Below are 21,673 nucleotides of genomic sequence, written 5' to 3'. Positions count from 1 at the left end.
ATCGGGGGGAGCGGCGGTGATGTTCGGCTCGGGTTTCGCGGAATGACGACTGACGTCTTCCCGGCTAAAGCCAGTCCTACGAATGTGAGCGGTGGTCTAGTGGGACCGGCTTCAGCCGGGAAGGGGCCGGTGTGAGCGCCATCCATTTTGCGGTGTGACGGATGATGCCTTCCCGGCTACAGCCGGCCCTACGAAATGCGCGCGGTGCCTGTAGGACTGGCTTCAGCCGGGAAGAGGCCGGCATGTTCGCCATCAATCTGTTAGGGGATCACCGATCCGCAAGATCAATAGACAAAAACTCAAACGTGCCCGAACAACCCCTGAGCAAACTTGACCCGCTCTTCCGGGTTTTCGTGTACACCTTCCGCCGCCAGCTCTTCCAGCCGCTTCTCCACGGCAACCGTGCGGTGAGTCAGCCCGCAGTCGTTGGCGATCTGGATGTTGAGCCCCGGCCGGGCGTTGAGCTCCAGAATCAGCGGCCCGCGATCCTGATCCAGCACCATGTCCACGCCGATATAACCCAGGCCACACAGCTCGTAGCACTCTGCCGCAAGCTTCATGAAACCGTCCCAGTTCGGCAGTTGCACGCCATCCACCGCATTGGTGGTGTCGGGGTGCTTGCTGATGATGTTGTTCAACCAGGTGCCGCGCAGCGTCAGGCCAGTGGCCAGATCGACGCCGACACCGATGGCGCCCTGGTGCAGGTTGGCCTTTCCGCCAGACTGCCGGGTGGGCAGGCGCAGCATGGCCATCACCGGATAACCCATCAGCACGATCACGCGGATGTCCGGGACGCCCTCGTAGCTGATGCTCTTGAAAATCTGATCCGGCGTGACCCGGTATTCGATCAGCGCCCGGTCGCGGTGGCCGCCCAGGGAATACAGCCCGGTGAGGATGCTGGAAATCTGATGCTCGATTTCGTCGTGGCTGATGATGCGCCCGGAGACCGTGCGGAAGCGCTCTTCGAACCGGTCGGCAACCACCAGGATGCCGTCGCCGCCTGCGCCCTTGGCCGGCTTGACGACGAAATCACTGCGCCCGCCAATGATCGTGTCGAGCTTGTCGATTTCCTTTTCGGTGGAAATGATCCCGTACAGCTCGGGCACATGAATGCCGGCGGCGATGGCCCGCTCCTTGGTGATGATCTTGTCATCCACAATGGGGTAGAGGCTGCGCTTGTTGTACTTGAGCACGTAGTCGGCGTTACGCCGGTTGATGCCCATGATCCCTTTGGCTTCCAGCGCCTTCCAGGTTTTCCACCAGCCGATCATTTGGGGGTTTCCCGCTCGGCGTCTTCCTTGAGGAAGGCCTTGAAGCGAATCAGCTCGGTCAGCCGATACCCGCGATAACGCCCCATCGCCAGCATGAAGCCCACCAGAATCAGCAAGATGGCCGGGAAGGTAAACACGAAGTAGATGAACTCCGGAATGCTCATGATGATGTGCGCCAGGGACGCCGCGAACAGCGTGCCGATGGCGACTTTCATGGCATGGCCGCCGCCGCGCTCCTCCCAGGTGATCGACAGGCGTTCGATGGTCATGGTCAGAATCACCATCGGGAACAGCGCCACCGACAGCCCGCGCTCAAGCCCCAGCTTGTGGCTGAACAGGCTGATGGCGGCAATCAGCACCACCACGAAGGTCAGCACCACCGACAGCCTCGGCAGCATCTGCAGCTTGAGGTGTTCGAGGTACGAGCGCAGGGACAGGCCCAGCGCGGTGATGATGGTGAACAACACGATGCCGAAGCCCAGCTGTGTCTCGCGGAACGCCAGCGCGATCAGGACCGGGGTGAAGGTCCCGAGGGTCTGCAGGCCTACGAGGTTGCGCAGGATCAGGATCACCAGCACGCCGATCGGGATCATCACCATGATCATGAAGGTCTGCTGGGTTTGCAGCGGCAAGCTGTACAGCGAGTATTCGAGGAAGTCGGCGTCGGTGCTTTCGTCGGTCAGTTTGGCCAGGCGAATGGCGTTCATCTCGCTGTTGTTCAGGCTGAAGCTCACAGTGGCCTTCTTGCCGCCCTCCACGGAGATCAGGTTGTCGTTGCCGGTCCACCACAGCAGTCGGTCCTGGGGCAGGCCCGCCTCGCCGGTTTCCGGATTGAAATACAGCCAGTCCTTGCCATTGAAGCTGCGCAGCCACAGTTCGGGTGACTGCGGCTGATCGGCAACCAGACGGATCGTGTGGACTTTCTCCACCGGCACGTGCGCTATGGACAGCAGCGTTTCGGTGATCCGCGCCTTGTTCTGCACCGACGTATCACCGGCCAGCAGCAGCTTGACGTTGTCATCGCTCAGGTTGTTGACGCGCTTGATGGCCTCGCTGACGAAAGTTTCGACGTCGGCCGAGTGCTGCCGGATCGGCGCGAGCAGTGCGTCGGCGGCGATTTTTTCCGGGCCTTCCACAACGATGCTGTCGCGGAAGATCGGGCCTTTGATCTTGGCTTTCTCGCCGCTGTAGCGCTTGGTCAATACCAGCCGGTAGTAGAGCGTCTGGTTGCCGTTGGCCCGGCGTGCGGACCAGGTCACCTTGCGATTGCCATCGGCGCGATTGACGTTCACGCCATAGTTGTTGGAGATGAAGCTTTCGTTGAGGCTGATGTAATCCCGCGAAAGGGGCGGCACGTACATTTGTACCTTGACCGTGTCCTTCGGGTTGGCGATGAACTCGACCTTGGCGTCGATGTTCCACAGGTCGTCGGTTTCGTCTTCGGTCACCGGAATGCCGAGTGCCAATATCTGATAAGCCGTGATCGCGATGCCCAGCGTGACGAGGGTCGCGATCAGGATTTTCAGATGGAGGTTAAGAGAGCGCATGTTGTTACTCTGCGGTTTGAGCATCGGTGACGCAGGCAGGCTTGCCTGCTGCGTATTTCAGGCTTGGGTCGACCAGCGCATCGAAGTGCTTGAGGGCTTCGGAGCCAATCAGAAGCGGGTATTGGAATGCGCTGCGGTCGGTCAAGTTCACTTCTATGGTGCGCAGCGCGCTGCCCATGCACACATCCAGGCTGATGACTGGGCGGGCGGTGTATTTCCTGTCGTCATCGGCGTCGATATCCCCCGCACGCCGCTTGATCCTGCTGACCCGGGCCAGGGGGCGTTCGATGGGGTGTTCGTGGGCATCGTCGATGGCCAGGTAAAAACGCACCCAGGATTCGCCATTGCGCTTGAAACGCTTGATGTCGCGGGCACTCAGGGAGGCGGTTTTCGCGCCGGTGTCCAGCTTGGCGGCGACTTGCAGGTCGATGTCGGCCAGTTCTGCGTACTCGTTCAAGCCATACACCGTCTTTTCAGCGGCCAGGCTCAGGCCGGGCAGAAAAAGCCCGGAAAGAAAAAGTCCGGGCAGAAAGAAGCCTGGCAGGTACAGGGATAAGAGAACGAGAGGGGGGTGACGGCTCATAAGTCCAGGTGCGATGAAAAGGTGAAAGAGCTGCTTTGACGTCGAAATACGGTTTTGGTTTGAACCAAGGTGCCGCGCCTGGGCAAGCCGTCTGTTGCCTGCATGGGTGATCTTCAACGGGCCGCATCTTAGCATGAAGCCTTTATGACGCCAGCGAAGGGCGTAGCGGACAGGTACGGTCAGACGCTTCATCAAAGGGTGTCGCCATTAGACGATTGTCGACAATCAGCCATTTAGCTTTGACGGAACGGCCTTCATTCGCTAGATTTGCTGGCATTCGATCATAAGGTGTCAACAATGTTGGATGCCGCAGAAACTCTGCCTGCTACGTCGTTGGACGCCGAGACGTTGTCCGAGAACGTCTTTCGTCGTATTCAGGCGGCCATCGTCAAGGGCGACATCGCCCCCGGCAGCAAGATCTCCGAGCCTGAGCTGGCGCGCACTTACGGCATCAGCCGGGGGCCTTTGCGCGAAGCCATCCACCGGCTTGAAGGTCAGCGCCTGTTGGTGCGCGTGCCCCACGTCGGCGCTCGCGTGGTTTCCCTGAGCCATGCCGAACTGGTCGAGCTGTACGAAATTCGCGAATCCCTCGAAGGCATGGCCTGTCGCCTGGCCGCCGAGCGCATGACCGTCGAAGAAGTCAACGAGCTGCGCCGCGTGCTGGAAACCCATGAATGCGACAGCGCCTTTCAGGCCGGCGTCGGCTATTACCAGCAGGAAGGCGACTTCGACTTTCATTACCGGATCATCCAGGGCGCGCGTAACAGCACGCTGACCCAGATGCTCTGCGATGACCTGTACCAACTGGTGCGCATGTACCGCATCCAGTTCTCGACGACGCCCAACCGCCCGCGCCAGGCGTTCGCCGAGCACCACCGTATTCTCGATGCCATCGCCGAACGTGACGGCGAGCTGGCCGAGCTGTTGATGCGCCGCCACATTGCCGCGTCCAAACGCAACATTGAGCAGCACTTTCACGCTGCAACTGCCCGAGGTGAACAATGACCACAAGAACCACTCCCGGCCAACGCTTCCGTGACGCTGTCGCCAGCGAGCATCCGCTGCAGGTGGTCGGCACGATTAACGCCAACCACGCGCTGCTGGCGCAACGGGCCGGCTTCAAGGCCATTTATCTGTCCGGCGGCGGTGTCGCGGCGGGTTCGCTGGGTGTGCCGGACCTCGGCATCACCGGCCTGGATGACGTGCTCACTGACGTGCGCCGCATCACCGACGTCTGCGACCTGCCGCTGCTGGTGGACGTCGACACCGGCTTCGGTGCCTCGGCGTTCAATGTGGCGCGTACGGTGAAGTCGATGATCAAGTTCGGCGCGGCGGCAATGCACATCGAAGACCAGGTCGGCGCCAAGCGCTGCGGTCACCGGCCCGGCAAGGAGATCGTCTCGCAACAGGAAATGGTTGATCGCATCAAAGCGGCGGTGGACGCGCGAACCGACGACAGTTTCGTGATCATGGCGCGCACCGATGCGCTGGCGGTGGAAGGGCTGGAATCAGCACTGGACCGAGCCGCTGCGTGCATCGAAGCGGGCGCGGACATGGTCTTCCCGGAAGCGATCACCGAGCTTGAGATGTACAAGCTGTTTGCCTCGCGGGTGAAGGCGCCGATCCTCGCCAACATCACCGAGTTCGGCTCGACGCCGCTGTTCACCACCGACGAGCTGAAGTCCGCCGAAGTGGCGCTGGTGCTCTACCCGCTGTCGGCATTCCGGGCGATGAACAAAGCCGCGGAAAACGTCTACACGGCGATTCGTCGCGACGGCACCCAGAAGAATGTCATCGACACCATGCAGACGCGCATGGAGTTGTACGAGCGCATTGACTATCACGCGTTCGAGCAGAAGCTCGATGCGCTGTTTGCGCAGAAGAAATCTTAGAAATGAAGTCACTGTGGGAGTGAGCTTGCTCATGAAGAGGGCGGTACATTCGAACCACTTCTATTAATTGCACCATTGCCTTCGCGAGCAAGCTCGCTCCCACGGGCCTATTTGTTGGCGTGAAGGCTGCGTAAAACACAGAAAAGAATTGCCGATTCCCACACAACTACAAGACTGGAGACAGCAATGGCTGAAGCAAAAGTATTGAGCGGCGCAGGCCTGCGAGGCCAGGTGGCCGGGCAGACCGCGTTGTCCACCGTCGGCCAGGCCGGCGCCGGATTGACCTACCGCGGCTATGACGTGCGTGAACTCGCCGCCGACGCCCGTTTTGAAGAAGTCGCGTACCTGCTGCTGTACGGCGATCTGCCGACCCAGGCGCAACTCGACGGCTACCTGAAGAAACTCCAGGGCCTGCGTGACCTGCCCCAAGCGCTAAAAGAAGTGCTGGAACGCATTCCCGCCGACACCCACCCGATGGACGTGATGCGCACCGGCTGCTCGATGCTCGGCAATCTCGAGCCCGAAGCCAGCTTCGCCCAGCAGCTCGATTCCACCGACCGGCTGCTCGCCGCGTTCCCTGCGATCATGTGCTATTGGTACCGCTTCAGCCACGAAGGCAAGCGCATCGACTGCGTCACCGACGAAGTGTCCATCGCCGGGCACTTCCTGAAACTGCTGCTGGACAAGGCGCCAAGCGAACTGCACCGCAAGGTCATGGACGTCTCGCTGATTCTTTACGCCGAGCACGAATTCAACGCCTCGACCTTCACCGCCAGGGTTTGCGCATCGACCCTGTCCGACCTGTTTTCCTGCATCACGGCCGCCATCGGCACCTTGCGCGGTCCGTTGCACGGCGGCGCCAATGAAGCGGCGATGGAGATGATCCAGAAGTTTTCCTCCGCCGAAGAAGCGACGAAGGGCACGTTGGCGATGCTGGAGCGCAAGGACAAGATCATGGGTTTCGGCCACGCGATCTATAAGGACAACGACCCGCGTAACGAGGTGATCAAGGGCTGGTCGAAAAAGCTCGCGGAGGAGGTGGGCGACACCGTGCTGTTCCCGGTGTCCGAAGCCATCGACAAGACCATGTGGGAGCAAAAGAAGCTCTTTCCCAACGCCGATTTCTACCACGCCTCGGCGTATCACTTCATGGGCATCCCTACCCAGCTGTTCACCCCGATCTTCGTCTGCTCGCGCCTGACCGGTTGGGCTTCCCACGTGTTTGAACAGCGCGCCAACAACCGCATCATCCGACCGAGCGCCGAATACATCGGCGTCGAACAGCGCAAATTCGTGCCCATCGAACAGCGCTGATGGGGAAAGGGGAGTTCCACGGGGCTCTCCACCCGTAACTTTTCCGTGATCGAGTCCTGACGATGAACACTGAATACCGCAAAGCCCTGCCCGGCACTGCGCTGGATTACTTCGATGCCCGCGCGGCGGTCGATGCGATCAAGCCCGGCGCCTATGCCACGCTGCCGTACACTTCCCGCGTGCTCGCCGAAAACCTGGTGCGCCGTTGCCATCCGACCACGCTGACCGCCTCGCTAACGCAACTGATCGAACGCAAGCGCGACCTGGATTTTCCGTGGTTTCCGGCGCGGGTGGTCTGCCACGACATTCTCGGCCAGACCGCGCTGGTGGACCTGGCCGGCTTGCGCGATGCCATTGCCGACATGGGCGGCGACCCCGCGCAGGTCAACCCGGTGGTGCCGGTGCAGTTAATCGTCGATCACTCGCTGGCCGTCGAATGCGGGGGTTACGACCCGGACGCGTTCAGCAAGAACCGGGCGATTGAAGACCGCCGCAACGAAGACCGCTTCCACTTCATCAACTGGACCAAGCAGGCCTTCAAGAACGTCGAAGTGATCCCGCCGGGCAACGGCATCATGCATCAGATCAATCTGGAGCGGATGTCACCGGTGATCCAGACGCTGAACGGCGTCGCCTTCCCGGACACCCTGGTCGGCACTGACAGCCATACGCCTCACGTGGATGCGCTGGGCGTCGTCGCCATTGGCGTCGGCGGTCTTGAAGCCGAGAACGTCATGCTCGGTCGTGCCTCGTGGATGCGCCTGCCGGACATCATCGGCGTTGAACTGTCGGGCCGTCCGCAGCCGGGCATTACCGCCACCGACGTGGTGCTGGCGCTCACCGAATACCTGCGTCAGCAGAAGGTTGTCGGCGCGTACCTGGAGTTTTACGGCGAGGGCGCCCGCGCGCTGACCCTTGGCGACCGCGCGACCATCTCGAACATGGCTCCAGAATACGGCGCGACCGCCGCCATGTTCAGCATCGATCAACAGACCATCGATTACCTCCGGCTGACCGGTCGCGAAGACCAGCAAGTGCAACTGGTCGAGACGTTCGCCCGCCACACCGGGCTCTGGGCCGACAGCCTGGTCACCGCCGAATACGAGCGGGTGCTGCGTTTCGACCTGTCCAGCGTGGTGCGCAACATGGCCGGACCGTCCAACCCCCACGCACGTGTGGCGACCGCTGATCTGGCCGCCAAAGGCATCGCGGCGCCGTGGGAGGAAACCCCGGGCGAAATGCCGGACGGCGCGGTGATCATCGCCGCCATCACCAGCTGCACCAACACCAGCAACCCGCGCAACGTCATCGCCGCAGGTTTGCTGGCGCGCAATGCCAATCGCCTGGGCCTGACGCGCAAACCCTGGGTCAAGTCGTCCCTGGCGCCGGGCTCGAAAACCGTCGCCCTGTACCTGGACGAAGCAGGGCTGACCGACGAGCTGGAGCAACTGGGTTTCGGCATCGTCGCGTTTGCCTGCACCACCTGCAATGGCATGTCCGGCGCGCTGGATCCGCTGATCCAGCAGGAAATCATCGACCGCGACCTGTACGCCACGGCGGTGTTGTCAGGCAACCGCAACTTCGACGGGCGCATTCACCCCTACGCCAAGCAGGCATTTCTCGCTTCGCCACCGCTGGTGGTGGCCTACGCCATCGCCGGAACGATCCGCTTCGATATCGAGAAAGACGTGCTGGGCCTTGGCCCGAATGGCGAAGAGATCCACCTGAAGGATCTCTGGCCTAGCGACGCCGAGATCGATCAGGTGGTAAAAGCCTCGGTCAAGCCGGAGCAGTTCCGTCAGGTGTACATCCCGATGTTTGCCATCCACGAAGACACCGGCCCGAAAGTCGCGCCGTTGTACGACTGGCGCCCGATGAGCACCTACATTCGTCGACCGCCGTACTGGGAAGGCGCGCTTGCCGGTGAACGAACCCTGCGGGGCATGCGGCCGCTGGCAGTGCTGCCGGACAACATCACCACCGATCACCTGTCGCCGTCCAACGCGATCATGCTCGACAGTGCGGCCGGCGAATACCTGGACAAAATGGGCCTGCCGGAAGAGGACTTCAACTCTTACGCCACCCATCGCGGCGATCACCTGACGGCCCAGCGCGCCACGTTCGCCAACCCCAAGCTGTTCAATGAAATGGTCGTGGAGAACGGCAAGGTCAAGCAGGGTTCCTACGCGCGGATCGAGCCAGAAGGTCAGGTCACGCGGATGTGGGAAGCCATCGAAACCTACATGGCCCGCAAGCAGCCACTGATCATCATTGCCGGCGCCGATTACGGCCAGGGTTCGTCCCGGGACTGGGCGGCCAAGGGCGTGCGCCTGGCGGGTGTCGAAGTCATCGTCGCCGAAGGCTTCGAGCGCATCCACCGCACCAATTTGGTGGGCATGGGCGTGCTGCCGCTGGAATTCAAGCCGGGCACCAATCGCCTGACCCTGGGCATCGATGGCAGTGAAACCTATGACGTGATCGGCACGCGCACCCCGGGGGCCACGCTGACGCTGATCATCCAGCGCAAGAATGGCGAGCGCGTGGAGGTGCCGGTGACCTGCCGCCTCGACACGGGGGAAGAGGTGTTGATCTACGAAGCCGGCGGCGTGCTGCAACGCTTCGCCCAGGACTTCCTCGAATCCTCGGCCGTCGCCTGAGCCGACGCCTGCGCTGCTCTCTATATACGAAAGAATCAGAAGGAACAGCTCCATGGCTTCCACAGCACAGATCAAAATTCCCGCGACCTACATGCGCGGTGGCACCAGCAAGGGCGTGTTTTTCCTCCGGGACGATCTGCCCGAAGCCGCGCAAACCCCCGGCGCTGCCCGTGACACCTTGTTACTGCGGGTGATCGGCAGCCCCGACCCCTACGCCAAGCAGATCGATGGCATGGGCGGCGCGACGTCGAGCACCAGCAAAACGGTGATCCTGTCAAAGAGCGAGAAAGCCGATCACGACGTCGATTACCTGTTCGGCCAGGTCGCCATCGACAAGCCCTTCGTCGACTGGAGCGGCAATTGCGGCAACCTGTCAGCGGCGGTCGGCCCGTTCGCCATCAGCAACGGTCTGGTCGACCCGGCGCGCATCCCCCGGAACGGCGTCGCAGTGGTGCGCATCTGGCAGGCCAACATCGGCAAAACCATCATCGCCCATGTGCCGATGACTGACGGCGCAGTGCAGGAAACCGGCGACTTCGAGCTCGACGGCGTGACCTTCCCGGCGGCGGAAGTGCAGCTGGAGTTCATGGACCCTGCGGCGGACGAGGAGGGCGCTGGCGGCTCGATGTTCCCCACGGGCAATCTGGTGGACGAGCTCGACGTGCCGGGCGTGGGCACGTTCACGGCGACGATGATCAATGCCGGCATCCCGACGATCTTCGTCAACGCCCGGGACATCGGCTATACCGGCAGCGAATTGCAGGACGCAATCAACAGTGACCCGAAGGCCTTGAGCATGTTTGAAACAATCCGGGCCTATGGCGCGGTGCGCATGGGGCTGATCGGCACGGTCGAGGAGGCAGCGACGCGTCAGCACACGCCCAAAGTAGCGTTCGTGGCCGCGCCCGCTGAATACCTGTCTTCCAGCGGCAAACGGGTCACCACCGCAGACACCGATCTGTTGGTGCGCGCCATGTCCATGGGCAAGCTGCATCACGCGATGATGGGCACGGCGGCAGTGGCCATCGGCACAGCGGCGGCGATACCGGGCACGCTGGTCAACCTGGCAGCGGGCGGCGGCGAGCGCAGTGCCGTGCGCTTCGGCCACCCCTCCGGAACTCTGCGTGTCGGCGCTGAAGCGGTATTGGTCGACGGCGAATGGCAGGTCAAAAAAGCCATCATGAGCCGCAGCGCGCGGGTGTTGATGGAAGGATGGGTGCGCGTGCCGGGCAACAGCTTCTGACCGGAGCGCATGGCCTGCTCCGGCCAACTTGCAGCTTGCAGTTTCAAACTTGCCGCTGCGCAGCTACTTAAACCGCCGCTCGACCCCTTTCTCCACCAGCACTTTCGCCGAGATTTCCTCGACCGAGAAATGCGTGGAGTTGATGTGCGGGATGTTCTCGCGGCGGAACAGGCCTTCGACTTCGCGCACTTCGAACTCGCACTGGGCGTAACTGGCGTAGCGGCTGTTGGGTTTGCGTTCGTGGCGGATCGCAGTCAGACGGTCGGGATCGATGGTCAGGCCGAACAGCTTGTCCCGGTGCAGTTTCAGCGCGGCGGGCAGCTGCAGACGCTCCATGTCGTCTTCGGTCAGCGGGTAATTGGCGGCGCGGATGCCGAACTGCATGGCCATGTACAGGCAGGTCGGGGTCTTGCCGCAGCGCGACACGCCCACCAGGATGATGTCGGCCTTGTCGTAATAATGGGTTCTGGCGCCGTCGTCGTTGTCCAGCGCGAAGTTCACCGCCTCGATCCGCTCCATGTAATTGGAGTTGTGCCCGATGGAGTGGGATTTTCCCACCGAGTAGGAAGAGTGTGAACTAAGCTCCAGCTCCAACGGGGCGAGGAAGGTCGAGAAAATATCGATCATGAAGCCGTCGGAGGTCGCGAGAATCTCGCGGATGTCCTGATTGACGATGGTGTCGAAAATGATCGGACGGGCTTCGTCCTTCTCGGCGGCCTTGTTGATTTGCTGAACCATGGCCCGGGCCTTCTCGACGCTGTCGATATAGGGCCGCGTGAACTTGTTGAAAGTAATGTTTTCAAATTGCGCTAGCAGACTCTGGCCAAGGGTTTCGGCGGTGATGCCGGTGCCATCGGAGATGAAAAAAGCGGATCGTTTCATTTGCGCCCCGGGGCCTTAAGCTGAAGACAATTTGTGGATATGATAGGCCGGCTTGCGGGCCATGACTGGCCGCATTCTACCTGTTTTCAATCGCCGCGATTCCCGCACCAAAAGCGTTTCCAACAATAACCGGTTAGTGGAGAGATCACCTTGGTAGAGTACGTAGTTTCCCTCGATAAGCTCGGCAAACATGATGTTGAGCACGTGGGGGGCAAGAACGCATCCCTCGGCGAGATGATCAGCAACCTGGCGGGTGCAGGCGTGTCCGTCCCCGGTGGCTTTGCCACTACCGCTCAGGCCTACCGTGATTTCCTCGAGCAGAGTGGCCTGAACGATCAGATCCATCAGGCCCTCGACGCGCTGGATGTCGACGACGTCAACGAGCTGGCCAGAACCGGCGCCAAGATTCGTCAGTGGATCATGGAGGCTGAATTCCCCGAAAAGCTCAACGCCGAGATCCGCACCGCCTTCGCCGAGCTCTCGGCGGGCAACCCGGACATCGCCGTGGCCGTGCGCTCTTCCGCCACCGCAGAAGATTTGCCGGACGCTTCCTTCGCCGGCCAGCAGGAAACCTTCCTGAACATTCGTGGCGTCGAAAACGTCATCCGCGCGGCGAAAGAGGTGTTTGCGTCGCTGTTCAACGACCGCGCCATTTCCTACCGCGTGCACCAAGGGTTCGACCACAAGCTGGTGGCGCTGTCCGCTGGCGTGCAGCGCATGGTGCGTTCTGAAACCGGCACCGCAGGCGTCATGTTCACCCTGGACACCGAATCCGGTTTCCGCGATGTCGTCTTCATCACTGGTGCCTATGGCCTGGGCGAGACCGTCGTCCAGGGCGCGGTCAACCCGGACGAATTCTACGTTCACAAAAACACCCTTGAAGCCGGTCGCCCGGCGATCCTGCGCCGCAACCTGGGCAGCAAGGCGATCAAGATGATCTACGGCGAAGAAGCCAAGGCCGGTAAATCGGTCAAGACCATCGACGTCGACCTGGCGGACCGCGCGCGTTTCTGCCTCAGCGACGAGGAAGTCAGCAACCTGGCCCGCCAGGCGATGATCATCGAAAAGCACTATCAGTGCCCGATGGATATCGAGTGGGCCAAAGACGGCGATGACGGCAAGCTCTACATCGTGCAGGCGCGGCCGGAAACCGTAAAAAGCCGCACCTCGTCCAATGTCATGGAACGCTACCTGCTGAAAGAGAAGGGCACCGTTCTGGTGGAAGGCCGCGCCATCGGCCAGCGCATCGGCGCCGGCAAGGTGCGGATCATCAAGGACGTGTCCGAGATGGACAAGGTTCAGCCGGGTGACGTGCTGGTCTCCGACATGACCGACCCGGACTGGGAACCGGTCATGAAACGCGCCAGCGCCATCGTCACCAACCGTGGCGGACGCACTTGCCACGCGGCGATCATCGCTCGCGAGTTGGGTATCCCGGCGGTAGTGGGTTGCGGCAACGCCACCGAGCTGTTGCAGGAAGGTCAGGGCGTCACCGTGTCCTGCGCCGAGGGCGACACCGGTTACATCTTCGAGGGCGAACTGGGATTCGACATCAAGCAGAATTCTGTCGACGCCATGCCTGATCTGCCGTTCAAAATCATGATGAACGTCGGCAACCCGGATCGCGCCTTTGATTTCGCCCAGTTGCCCAACGCCGGTATCGGCCTGGCGCGCCTGGAATTCATCATCAACCGCATGATCGGCGTGCACCCCAAGGCGCTGCTGAACTACGCCAATCTGCCCCAGGACATCAAGGAAAGCGTCGACAAGCGCATCGCCGGTTACGACGATCCGGTTGGTTTCTACGTCGAGAAACTGGTGGAAGGCATCAGCACCCTGGCGGCGGCGTTCTCGCCGAAGAAGGTCATCGTGCGTCTGTCGGACTTCAAGTCCAACGAATACGCCAACCTCATCGGCGGCAAGCTCTACGAGCCGGAAGAAGAAAACCCGATGCTGGGCTTCCGTGGCGCGTCGCGGTACATCAGCGAAAATTTCCGCGACTGCTTCGAGCTGGAATGCCGCGCCCTCAAGCGCGTGCGCAACGAGATGGGCCTGACCAACGTCGAGATCATGGTGCCGTTCGTCCGCACCCTGGGCGAAGCAAGTCAGGTCATCGATTTGCTCGCTGAAAACGGTCTGGCCCGTGGCGAGAACGGTCTGCGCGTGATCATGATGTGCGAGCTACCGTCCAACGCGCTGATGGCCGATGAATTCCTCGAATTCTTCGACGGCTTCTCCATTGGTTCCAACGACCTGACCCAGCTGACCCTGGGGCTGGACCGCGACTCCGGGATCATCGCTCACCTGTTCGACGAGCGAAATCCTGCGGTGAAGAAGCTGCTGTCCTACGCCATTCAGGCCTGTAACAAGGCCGGCAAGTACATCGGCATCTGTGGCCAGGGCCCGTCCGATCACCCGGATCTGGCGCGCTGGTTGATGGAGCAGGGCATCGAGAGCGTGTCCCTCAATCCTGATTCGGTACTGGAAACCTGGTTCTTCCTGTCCGAAGAGGACGCTCCGACCTGATCCATATCGAGTAAGATGCCGGCCCGTTTCCATGGGCCGGTTTCCCGACAGGGCGGTTTTTAACGAATCCGCCCTTTTTTGTGGGTGATTTTCAGCGCGCTGGCAGCGTCAACCTGCTGTCCCGCCCAACCGCCATTTACCCATCCACCAAGAGCGTCCAGCAAAAGCACCATGCAAAGCAGCAGTCATCTCTTTCCCGTGGCCCTGATCAGTGCCGAGCGTCGTGGCGACCTGACCGAGGACGTCTATCGTTTGAAGCCCGGCAACAGCCCGGATTTCACTGTCGAAATCGCCGTCACCCGGCTGGGTCTTGTGGCTGCGCCGGATGCCCGAGGCGTGCCGGTGGTTCTGCTGCACGGCAGCTTTTCCAATCGGCGCTTCTGGTACTCGCCCAAGGGCATCGGCCTGGGCGCGTATCTGGCCCGCGCCGGGTTCGATGTGTGGATCCCGGAAATGCGCGGTCACGGCCTGTCGGCGCGCAACAGTGCGTACAAAACCAATTGCGTGGCCGATTACGCACGCTTTGATCTGCCGGCCATCGCGGCGTTCGTGCGCGAGCAGACCGGCGAGGCGCCCCACTGGATCGGCCACTCCCTGGGCGGCACGACCCTGGCCGCAGCATTCGGCGGGCAGTACCTGACGGCGGACGATGCGGCCTCGGTGGCGCTGTTCGGCAGTCAGGTCACCCGCAGCCACTGGCCGCTGAAAGTGCCGCCGCTGCAATGGGCTGCACGGCTGCTGCTCAAACGCTTCGAGCACGTGTCAGGCCCCCGCTTCAAGCGCGGCCCGGAAGACGAGCCCATGGGCGTCCTGCTGGAAAGCATGCGCTGGCATGGCCTGTTCGGCGGCTTCGGGCACAAGAAGGAGGACTGGTGGGCCGGGCTGCAACAGGTGACGGTCCCGCTGCTGTGCGTGGCTGGCGCTGGCGACCATCAGGATCCGGAATGGGCGTGCCGCGAGCTCTTCGAGCGGTTCGGCAGCGAAGACAAGACGTTTCTCGTCCTGGGCCGCGAACAGGGCTTCAGCGAAGACTTCGGCCACGTGCCGATGCTGGTCAGCAAAGCCGCGCAAACCCAGGTGTGGCCGCGCGTAGCGGACTGGCTGAACCGTCATGTGGCTGTAGAAGAGGCTGAATCAACGCTGAACATGATGGCAACTCCGTCATAGTCACGGTTTCAGCCATTCCTTGGGCGCCGACTTGTCGCTAAGCTGCACACATTCTCATCACCGGGGCCGAACGGCAGGTGGCGACTCGTTGGTCAGATGTGTGTTCTGTGTGAGGTGCTATATAAGGATGCAGCCCGTTGAAGCGTCGGCCGTTGACGCAGGCCGTCTATCCTTGTAGTTGTTTTCCCCCATCACAGAGCTTTCCTGACAGGAGTTACCCATGCATTACATCACCCCGGACTTGTGCGACGCCTACCCTGAGCGGGTTCAGGTGGTGGAGCCGATGTTCAGCAACTTTGGTGGCCGTGATTCATTTGGCGGCGAGATCGTCACGCTCAAGTGCTTCGAAGACAATTCGCTGGTGCGCGAGCAGGCCGAACAGCCTGGTCACGGAAAAGTATTGGTCGTGGACGGCGGAGGCTCGCTGCGTTGCGCATTGCTGGGCGACATGATTGCCGAAAAAGCAGCGAAGAACGGTTGGGAGGGCATGGTGATCTTCGGCTGCGTCCGCGACGTCGATGTATTGGCACAGACCGACTTGGGTGTGCAGGCATTGGCCAGTCACCCGCTCAAGACCGAAAAGCGTGGCCTCGGTGACCTGAACAAGGTGGTGACCTTCGGCGGTGTGACGTTCAAGCCGGGCGAATTCATCTATGCCGACAACAACGGAATCATCGTTTCGCCCAGCGCACTGAAGATGCCGGACTGATCGGTTTTATCCCTCTTCACGCTGGTAGCCATTCACTCAGCAAGGACACGAATGTTCGACGAAACAAACGCGCAGTGGGGGCTGGTTCATGCCCTCGTGTTGGACGGGAAGGGCGGGGCGCGTTCAATCCCCCGAACTGCACTGGATGGCCTGCAGCTGGAGCCCCACGAAAGCGTGTGGCTCCACTGGGACCGCAGCCATCCGCAGACCCAGACGTGGTTGCGCAAGACCAGCGGTCTGAGCGAGTTCGTCTGCGACCTGATGCTGGAAGAGAACACCCGGCCGCGGCTGCTGGCTTTGCCGGACAACGAATTGCTGCTGTTCCTGCGCGGGATCAACCTGAACCCGGGTGCCGAGCCGGAAGACATGGTTTCGGTGCGCATTTTTGCCGCCGCCCAGCGCGTTATCTCATTGCGCCTGCGCTCGCTGCGGGCAACCGATGAGCTGATCTCGTCATTGAATGAAGGAAAGGGACCGAAAACGGCGTCGGAGCTGCTGCTGTATCTGGCCCAGTTTCTGACTGACAAGGTTCAGGCCGTGGTCAGCGAGCTGACCGAACTGGTCGATGACATGGAGGAACGCATAGATGCCGACGAGCGGTATCTGCCCGAGCACGGCAATATGGTGCATATCCGCAGACGAGCGGCGGGACTGCGTCGGTTTCTGGCGCCTCAGCGCGAACTCTACGCCCAGCTGACGCGCAGCAAGATGCCGTGGTTCGTGGAGGACGATGCGGATTACTGGAACGAATTGAACAACAGCCTGACGCGTTACCTTGAAGAGCTGGAATTGACCCGAGAGCGAGTGGGGCTGGTGCTTGAGGCTGAAGACAGGCGCCTCAACGAGCGGATGAACAGGACCATGTATCGGTTTGGGGTCATCACCGGCATCTTCCTGCCGATGACCTTCCTGACAGGTTTGCTGGGCATCAACGTGGGGGGTATCCCCGGGTCGGAAAATCCCTATGGATTTCTGTACGCCTGCGGCTTGATGCTCATCGTGGCCGTCGGCCAGACGTGGTTGTTCAAGCGGTTGCGGTGGGTGTGAGCGTAAAAAATCGGGAGGCGTTCGTGTGTGTCGTGTGACTCCGGCAGAATGGGATGCGTCTTTCAGTGACATTGCGTGAGGTGCCTATGCACGACCCGTTTGAAGAATCACTGCGAGACATGCTCAATGCTTCGTCCAGCAGCCGGGACGATGATGCCGTTCTGGGCCGAGTGTTGAAGACTGCCAACCGTCAGGTGGGCGCCGGTGATCTGTTCAGTCTTCTGGGTCGTTGCACGCAGGCTTTGATGATCGCCCTGAACAATGGCTCCGCTCACGTTTCACCTGTTTCCCGCCGCAAGGCGACCCGTGCCGGTACTACGTTTACCGGTACCGGTGCACAAGACAAGGCTGATTGAATATGGAATTGGATCTCTGGACGCAGAGCCTGGTTACTGCAATGACTGCGTTGTGGACCAAAGTCGCGAACTTCATCCCGAATCTGTTCGGCGCGCTGGTGGTAGTGCTTTTGGGTTTCGTGGTGGCAAAGCTGCTCGACACCCTGCTGTCCAAGTTGTTGGCCAAACTCGGTCTGGATCGCCTGATGGGTGGCACCGGGTTGACCAAGCTGATCAGCCGCGCGGGGGTTCAAGTCCCGATTTCGACGCTGATCGGCAAGATTGTGTATTGGTTCGTGCTCTTGATTTTTCTGGTGTCGGCGGCAGAATCGCTCGGGTTGGAGCGGGTGTCGGCAACGCTGGACATGCTGGCGCTGTACCTGCCGAAAGTTTTCGGCGCCGCGCTGGTGCTCCTAGTGGGTGTATTGCTGGCGCAACTGGTCAACGGTATTGTGCGGGGCGCCGCCGAAGGGGTGGGGCTGGATTACTCGGCCGGCCTGGGGCGAATCGCCCAGTGGCTGGTGATCATCATCAGTATTTCGGTAGCGATCAGTCAGCTCGAGGTCAAAACCGACCTGCTGAACCATGTGATTGTTATTGCGTTGATTACCGTTGGTCTGGCCGTTGCGCTGGCCATGGGGCTCGGCAGCCGCGAAATCGCGAGCCAGATCCTCGCAGGAATTTATGTACGTGAGTTGTACCAGGTAGGGCAACAAGTGCGTGTGGGTGAGGTCGAAGGGCAGATCGAAGAAATTGGCACGGTGAAGACCACCCTGCTGACCGAGGAAGGGGAGCTGGTGTCTTTGTCCAACCGGATCCTCCTCGACCAGCGAGTGAGCAGCCGTTGAGCCGGCGAATCTGCTAATGTATGCCGCCGCAAAACCCGGGCGATTCCCGGGTGCGGCGGACATCTATCCGACTGTCGGCACGACTTGTTTTGAATAACGCTCAATCGCCCTCTCTGCGCTACGACCCACGCGAGCTCTCCGATGAGGAGCTGGTTGCGCGTTCGCACGCCGAGCTGTTTCATGTGACGCGTGCCTATGAGGAGCTGATGCGTCGTTACCAGCGGACACTTTTTAACGTCTGCGCACGGTATCTGGGGAACGATCGCGATGCTGATGATGTCTGTCAGGAAGTGATGCTTAAGGTGTTGTATGGCTTGAAGAACTTCGAGGGTAAATCGAAGTTCAAAACCTGGCTCTACAGCATCACGTACAACGAATGCATCACGCAGTACAGGAAGGAGCGGCGAAAGCGTCGGTTGCTGGACGCTTTGAGTCTTGACCCCCTCGAGGAAGCGTCGGAAGAAAAGACGCCAAAACCAGAAGAAAAGGGCGGGCTTGATCGTTGGCTTGTGCATGTGAATCCGATTGACAGGGAAATTCTGGTGCTACGATTTGTCGCAGAGCTGGAATTTCAGGAGATCGCAGACATCATGCACATGGGCCTGAGTGCCACGAAAATGCGTTACAAGCGGGCACTTGATAAATTACGTGAGAAATTTGCAGGCGTTACCGAAACTTAACTCGGTGCAAATATCTCTAACGAGCAGGCAAGTTCTGATAGACTTGCCGACGAGTTGTCTCTCGCTAAGGGGGACTGCTTTACAATCACCAGATGGGGATTTAACGGATGAAACTGAAAAACACCTTGGGCTTGGCCATTGGTACTATTGTTGCCGCAACTTCGTTCGGCGCTCTGGCTCAAGGCCAAGGCGCAGTCGAAATCGAAGGCTTCGCCAAGAAAGAACAGTTCGACAGCGCTCGTAACTTCAAAAACGACGGCAACCTGTTCGGCGGTTCTGTTGGCTACTTCCTGACCGACGACGTTGAATTGCGTCTGGGCTATGACGAAGTGCACAACGTCCGTAGCGACAATGGCCAGAACATCAAGGGCGCGAACACCGCTCTGGACGCTCTGTACCACTTCAACAACCCAGGCGACATGCTGCGTCCGTACGTTTCGGCTGGTTTCTCCGATCAGAGCATCGATCAGAACGGCAGCAACGGTCGTAACCGCTCCACCTTCGCCAACATCGGCGGCGGTGCCAAGCTGTACTTCACTGACAACTTCTATGCCCGTGCTGGCGTTGAAGCTCAGTACAACATCGACCAGGGCGACACCGAGTGGGCGCCAAGCGTCGGTATCGGTGTGAACTTCGGCGGCGGTTCGAAGAAAGTTGAAGCAGCACCGGCTCCAGTAGCTGAAGTGTGCTCCGACAGCGACAACGACGGCGTTTGCGACAACGTTGACAAGTGCCCTGACACCCCTGCAAACGTGACTGTAGACGCTAACGGCTGCCCAGCTGTTGCTGAAGTCGTTCGCGTTGAGCTGGACGTTAAATTCGACTTCAACAAGTCGGTTGTGAAGCCAAACAGCTACGGCGACATCAAGAACCTGGCTGACTTCATGAAGCAGTACCCACAAACCACCACCACTGTTGAAGGTCACACTGACTCCGTCGGTCCTGACGCTTACAACCAGAAGCTGTCCGAGCGTCGTGCAAACGCCGTTAAGCAAGTTCTGGTTAACCAGTACGGTGTTGGCGCTAACCGCGTAAACTCGGTTGGCTACGGCGAATCCCGTCCAGTTGCTGACAACGCAACTGACGCTGGCCGCGCTGTAAACCGTCGCGTAGAAGCACAAGTAGAAGCCCAAGCTAAGTAATTAGCCTCGCTTCACGAAAAACCCGGCCTCGGCCGGGTTTTTCTTTGCCTGCGATTTAACCCTGGCTGCGATCCTTTCGCCTGAGAATTCGCTGTCTAGGTGTCTAAGCCAAGAGAGTTGCATCAATGTGGATCCATCTAAGTCGGTGCCCTTAAACGACTAAGTCCGTACTAGCGTTTGAACAGCAACACCCACAAAACCAGATTGATCATCAGCGAGATCAGTGCGACTGCGCGCCAGACCTTGAGCGGCTCACGCTCCAGCAGCGGCGTAGTACGTTGGTTCCGCGGCGTCAGCTCGCCCTGTTTAAAGTGCACGAGCCAGTGCTCGGCGGTTTCGAAGCGCTTCAGCGGATCAGCCTGCAGGGCGCGTTGCAGATGCTGGTCCAACCATTCCGGCACATCTGGACGGTAACGACTGGCGGGCAACGGATTGCCAAAGCGCCGGCGCTGGAAGGGCTCGACTTCGCCGTAGGGATAGTGACCGGTCAGCAGGAAATACAGCGTGACGCTGGCGGCATACAGGTCGAAACCAGGGCTGGGTTCTGCGCCTTCGAAAGCTTCAGGCGCCATGAAGCTGGGCGTGCCGGGCACGTCGCTGGCTTGATCCACTGACAGACCTGGGCTGTAGGCGAGCCCGAAATCCAGAATGCGCACACCTCCCGCCTCCTCAAGCAGCACATTCTCCGGCTTGATGTCACGGTGAATGATGTTGCGCCGGTGCAGCAGACCGACGGCAGCGATCAGTTCCCGGGCCAGATTCAACCACGGCGACAGCGCCATCGGCCCTTCCTGATCGAAGCTGTCAGCCAGGGTATGGCCGGCATACTCGCGCATCACGTAGTACAGATGCTGGCGCTGGCCGAGGGGGTGAAGCTCGGGAAAGAAGCGACCGGCGACGCGACGCACGAACCACTCTTCGAGCAGCAAGGCCTCCGCCGCGCCGGCCTCGTCAACCCGTGAGGGCGGCAGCGTCTTCAGTAACCACGGTCGCTGTTGACTGTCGCGTACGCGGTAGAGCAGCGATTGTCGCGAGTCGCTCAAACGCGTTTCGACCTGCCAGCCTTCAAACATCTGGCCTGCCTTGAGAAAGGGTGGAGCTGGCCACTGCTGCAGTTGCAACAGCGTCTCGCCCAGGCTGTCCGAGCCCAGTTGATCGACCTGAATCATCAAGGCGCTGGCGTTATCGGCGCTGCCAGACAGATGCGCGGCGTTGACCAGCGTTCTGACGGCCGTGTCCAGATCGGCCTGCTCGTTGAGAATCGAACCGATTCGGTCATCGCCCAGCGTTGCCCACACGCCGTCGCTGACCAGCAGCAGCCGCTCGCCGATGCGCAGTTCACCGTCCCGATAATCCATGACCACGTATTGATCCAGGCCCAGCGCCCGTTTCAGCACATGCTGCATGTCCGGCTGTTCCCAGACATGGTCCTGGCTGATGCGCTGGAGCAGCCCTGCATGCCAGCGGTACACGCGGCAGTCGCCGACATGGGCGAGGGTGAAGCGACGCCCGCGCAGGATTAGGGCGCTGAGGGTGGTCAACAAGCCATTGGCCAGCAGCCAGCGGTTTTGTGCCAGCAGCAGGCGGTCGAGGGCCTGGACGACGCTCCAGGTTTCCGGCGTCGCGTAGTAGTCCATTGCCAGCGCTTGCAGCGTGGCGCGGGATGCCAGGCCGCCGTCGGCGCACTGGCTGACGCCGTCAGCGAGGGCGAACAGATAACCCTTGCTGGCGGCCAGCGCCGGAGCAGGAGTGACCACGCGAATGGCATCCTGATTTTCCGCCCTGGGCCCGGTGGCGCTGAACTCGGCGACGCGGAGTTGCAAGCCGTTC

General features: G+C 60.7%; 18 protein-coding genes. 13 read left to right on the top strand and 5 right to left on the bottom strand.

Annotated features, from left to right (window positions below; all coding sequences use genetic code 11):
• Positions 1–299 precede the first annotated feature (299 nt).
• Genes FX982_RS22420 through FX982_RS22410 form a run of 3 tightly spaced genes read right to left on the bottom strand, consistent with a single transcriptional unit; the run spans position 300 to position 3,401 of the window.
• Positions 300–1,268 carry an alpha-L-glutamate ligase-like protein gene (locus FX982_RS22420; protein ID WP_172613146.1) on the bottom strand — a complete coding sequence of 323 codons (969 nt, stop codon included), beginning with the start codon at positions 1,266–1,268 and terminating at the stop codon, positions 300–302.
• A complete protein-coding gene (locus FX982_RS22415) occupies positions 1,268–2,818 on the bottom strand; it encodes an inactive transglutaminase family protein (RefSeq protein WP_172612645.1) in 1,551 nt (516 codons plus the stop codon). The genes FX982_RS22420 and FX982_RS22415 overlap by 1 nt, the downstream gene beginning before the upstream one ends.
• A gap of 4 nt (positions 2,819–2,822) precedes the next feature.
• The gene (locus tag FX982_RS22410) at positions 2,823–3,401 is read right to left on the bottom strand and encodes an ATP-dependent zinc protease family protein (protein WP_172613145.1); all 579 of its coding nucleotides are present in this window, start codon (positions 3,399–3,401) and stop codon (positions 2,823–2,825) included.
• A 297-nt stretch (positions 3,402–3,698) separates the two neighbouring features.
• Between FX982_RS22410 and FX982_RS22405 the strand changes: the two genes are divergently transcribed.
• From FX982_RS22405 to prpF, 5 genes are all read left to right on the top strand, one after another.
• Complete coding sequence (locus FX982_RS22405; protein WP_172612644.1) at positions 3,699–4,406, top strand: GntR family transcriptional regulator; 708 nt, start codon at positions 3,699–3,701, stop codon at positions 4,404–4,406.
• A complete protein-coding gene (gene prpB, locus FX982_RS22400; protein ID WP_172612643.1) occupies positions 4,403–5,293 on the top strand; it encodes a methylisocitrate lyase in 891 nt (296 codons plus the stop codon). The genes FX982_RS22405 and prpB overlap by 4 nt, the downstream gene beginning before the upstream one ends.
• 186 nt (positions 5,294–5,479) lie before the next feature.
• Positions 5,480–6,607 carry a bifunctional 2-methylcitrate synthase/citrate synthase gene (prpC, locus tag FX982_RS22395; RefSeq protein ID WP_172612642.1) on the top strand — a complete coding sequence of 376 codons (1,128 nt, stop codon included), beginning with the start codon at positions 5,480–5,482 and terminating at the stop codon, positions 6,605–6,607.
• Between the two features lie 62 nt (positions 6,608–6,669).
• A complete protein-coding gene (gene acnD, locus FX982_RS22390) occupies positions 6,670–9,264 on the top strand; it encodes a Fe/S-dependent 2-methylisocitrate dehydratase AcnD (RefSeq protein ID WP_172612641.1) in 2,595 nt (864 codons plus the stop codon).
• Between the two features lie 52 nt (positions 9,265–9,316).
• The gene (gene prpF / locus FX982_RS22385; RefSeq protein ID WP_172612640.1) at positions 9,317–10,507 is read left to right on the top strand and encodes a 2-methylaconitate cis-trans isomerase PrpF; all 1,191 of its coding nucleotides are present in this window, start codon (positions 9,317–9,319) and stop codon (positions 10,505–10,507) included.
• A 63-nt stretch (positions 10,508–10,570) separates the two neighbouring features.
• Here the strand turns inward: prpF and ppsR are convergent, their stop codons facing one another.
• Positions 10,571–11,389, bottom strand: coding sequence for a posphoenolpyruvate synthetase regulatory kinase/phosphorylase PpsR (ppsR, locus tag FX982_RS22380; protein WP_074887131.1), 819 nt, complete (start codon positions 11,387–11,389; stop codon positions 10,571–10,573).
• Between the two features lie 150 nt (positions 11,390–11,539).
• On the opposite strand from ppsR, the gene ppsA reads away from it, so the two are divergent.
• From ppsA to FX982_RS22340, 8 genes are all read left to right on the top strand, one after another.
• A complete protein-coding gene (gene ppsA / locus FX982_RS22375) occupies positions 11,540–13,915 on the top strand; it encodes a phosphoenolpyruvate synthase (RefSeq protein ID WP_074887134.1) in 2,376 nt (791 codons plus the stop codon).
• A 171-nt stretch (positions 13,916–14,086) separates the two neighbouring features.
• On the top strand, positions 14,087–15,082 hold the full coding sequence (locus tag FX982_RS22370; protein WP_172612639.1) for an alpha/beta fold hydrolase: 996 nt from the start codon (positions 14,087–14,089) through the stop codon (positions 15,080–15,082).
• A gap of 220 nt (positions 15,083–15,302) precedes the next feature.
• Positions 15,303–15,791: a ribonuclease E activity regulator RraA gene (rraA, locus tag FX982_RS22365; RefSeq protein ID WP_172612638.1), complete on the top strand. Its 489-nt coding sequence runs from the start codon at positions 15,303–15,305 to the stop codon at positions 15,789–15,791.
• A gap of 51 nt (positions 15,792–15,842) precedes the next feature.
• Complete coding sequence (locus FX982_RS22360; RefSeq protein ID WP_172612637.1) at positions 15,843–16,838, top strand: zinc transporter ZntB; 996 nt, start codon at positions 15,843–15,845, stop codon at positions 16,836–16,838.
• Between the two features lie 86 nt (positions 16,839–16,924).
• A complete protein-coding gene (locus FX982_RS22355; RefSeq protein ID WP_122534576.1) occupies positions 16,925–17,194 on the top strand; it encodes a CrfX protein in 270 nt (89 codons plus the stop codon).
• Between the two features lie 2 nt (positions 17,195–17,196).
• Positions 17,197–18,021 (top strand): mechanosensitive ion channel family protein, encoded by an 825-nt coding sequence (locus FX982_RS22350; RefSeq protein ID WP_172612636.1) that lies wholly within the window; start codon positions 17,197–17,199, stop codon positions 18,019–18,021.
• 89 nt (positions 18,022–18,110) lie between these two features.
• Positions 18,111–18,701, top strand: a complete 591-nt coding sequence (gene sigX / locus FX982_RS22345; RefSeq protein WP_122534578.1) for an RNA polymerase sigma factor SigX — start codon at positions 18,111–18,113, stop codon at positions 18,699–18,701.
• 107 nt (positions 18,702–18,808) lie between these two features.
• On the top strand, positions 18,809–19,843 hold the full coding sequence (locus FX982_RS22340; RefSeq protein WP_065988496.1) for an OmpA family protein: 1,035 nt from the start codon (positions 18,809–18,811) through the stop codon (positions 19,841–19,843).
• A 170-nt stretch (positions 19,844–20,013) separates the two neighbouring features.
• Here FX982_RS22340 and FX982_RS22335 read toward each other — a convergent pair whose 3' ends face one another.
• Positions 20,014–21,666, bottom strand: a complete 1,653-nt coding sequence (locus FX982_RS22335; protein WP_172612635.1) for a bifunctional protein-serine/threonine kinase/phosphatase — start codon at positions 21,664–21,666, stop codon at positions 20,014–20,016.
• Positions 21,667–21,673: the final 7 nt, after the last annotated feature.

Source organism: Pseudomonas graminis, assembly GCF_013201545.1.
Taxonomy (GTDB): Bacteria; Pseudomonadota; Gammaproteobacteria; order Pseudomonadales; family Pseudomonadaceae; genus Aquipseudomonas.
This window is presented reverse-complemented; position numbering and strand designations above follow the sequence as displayed.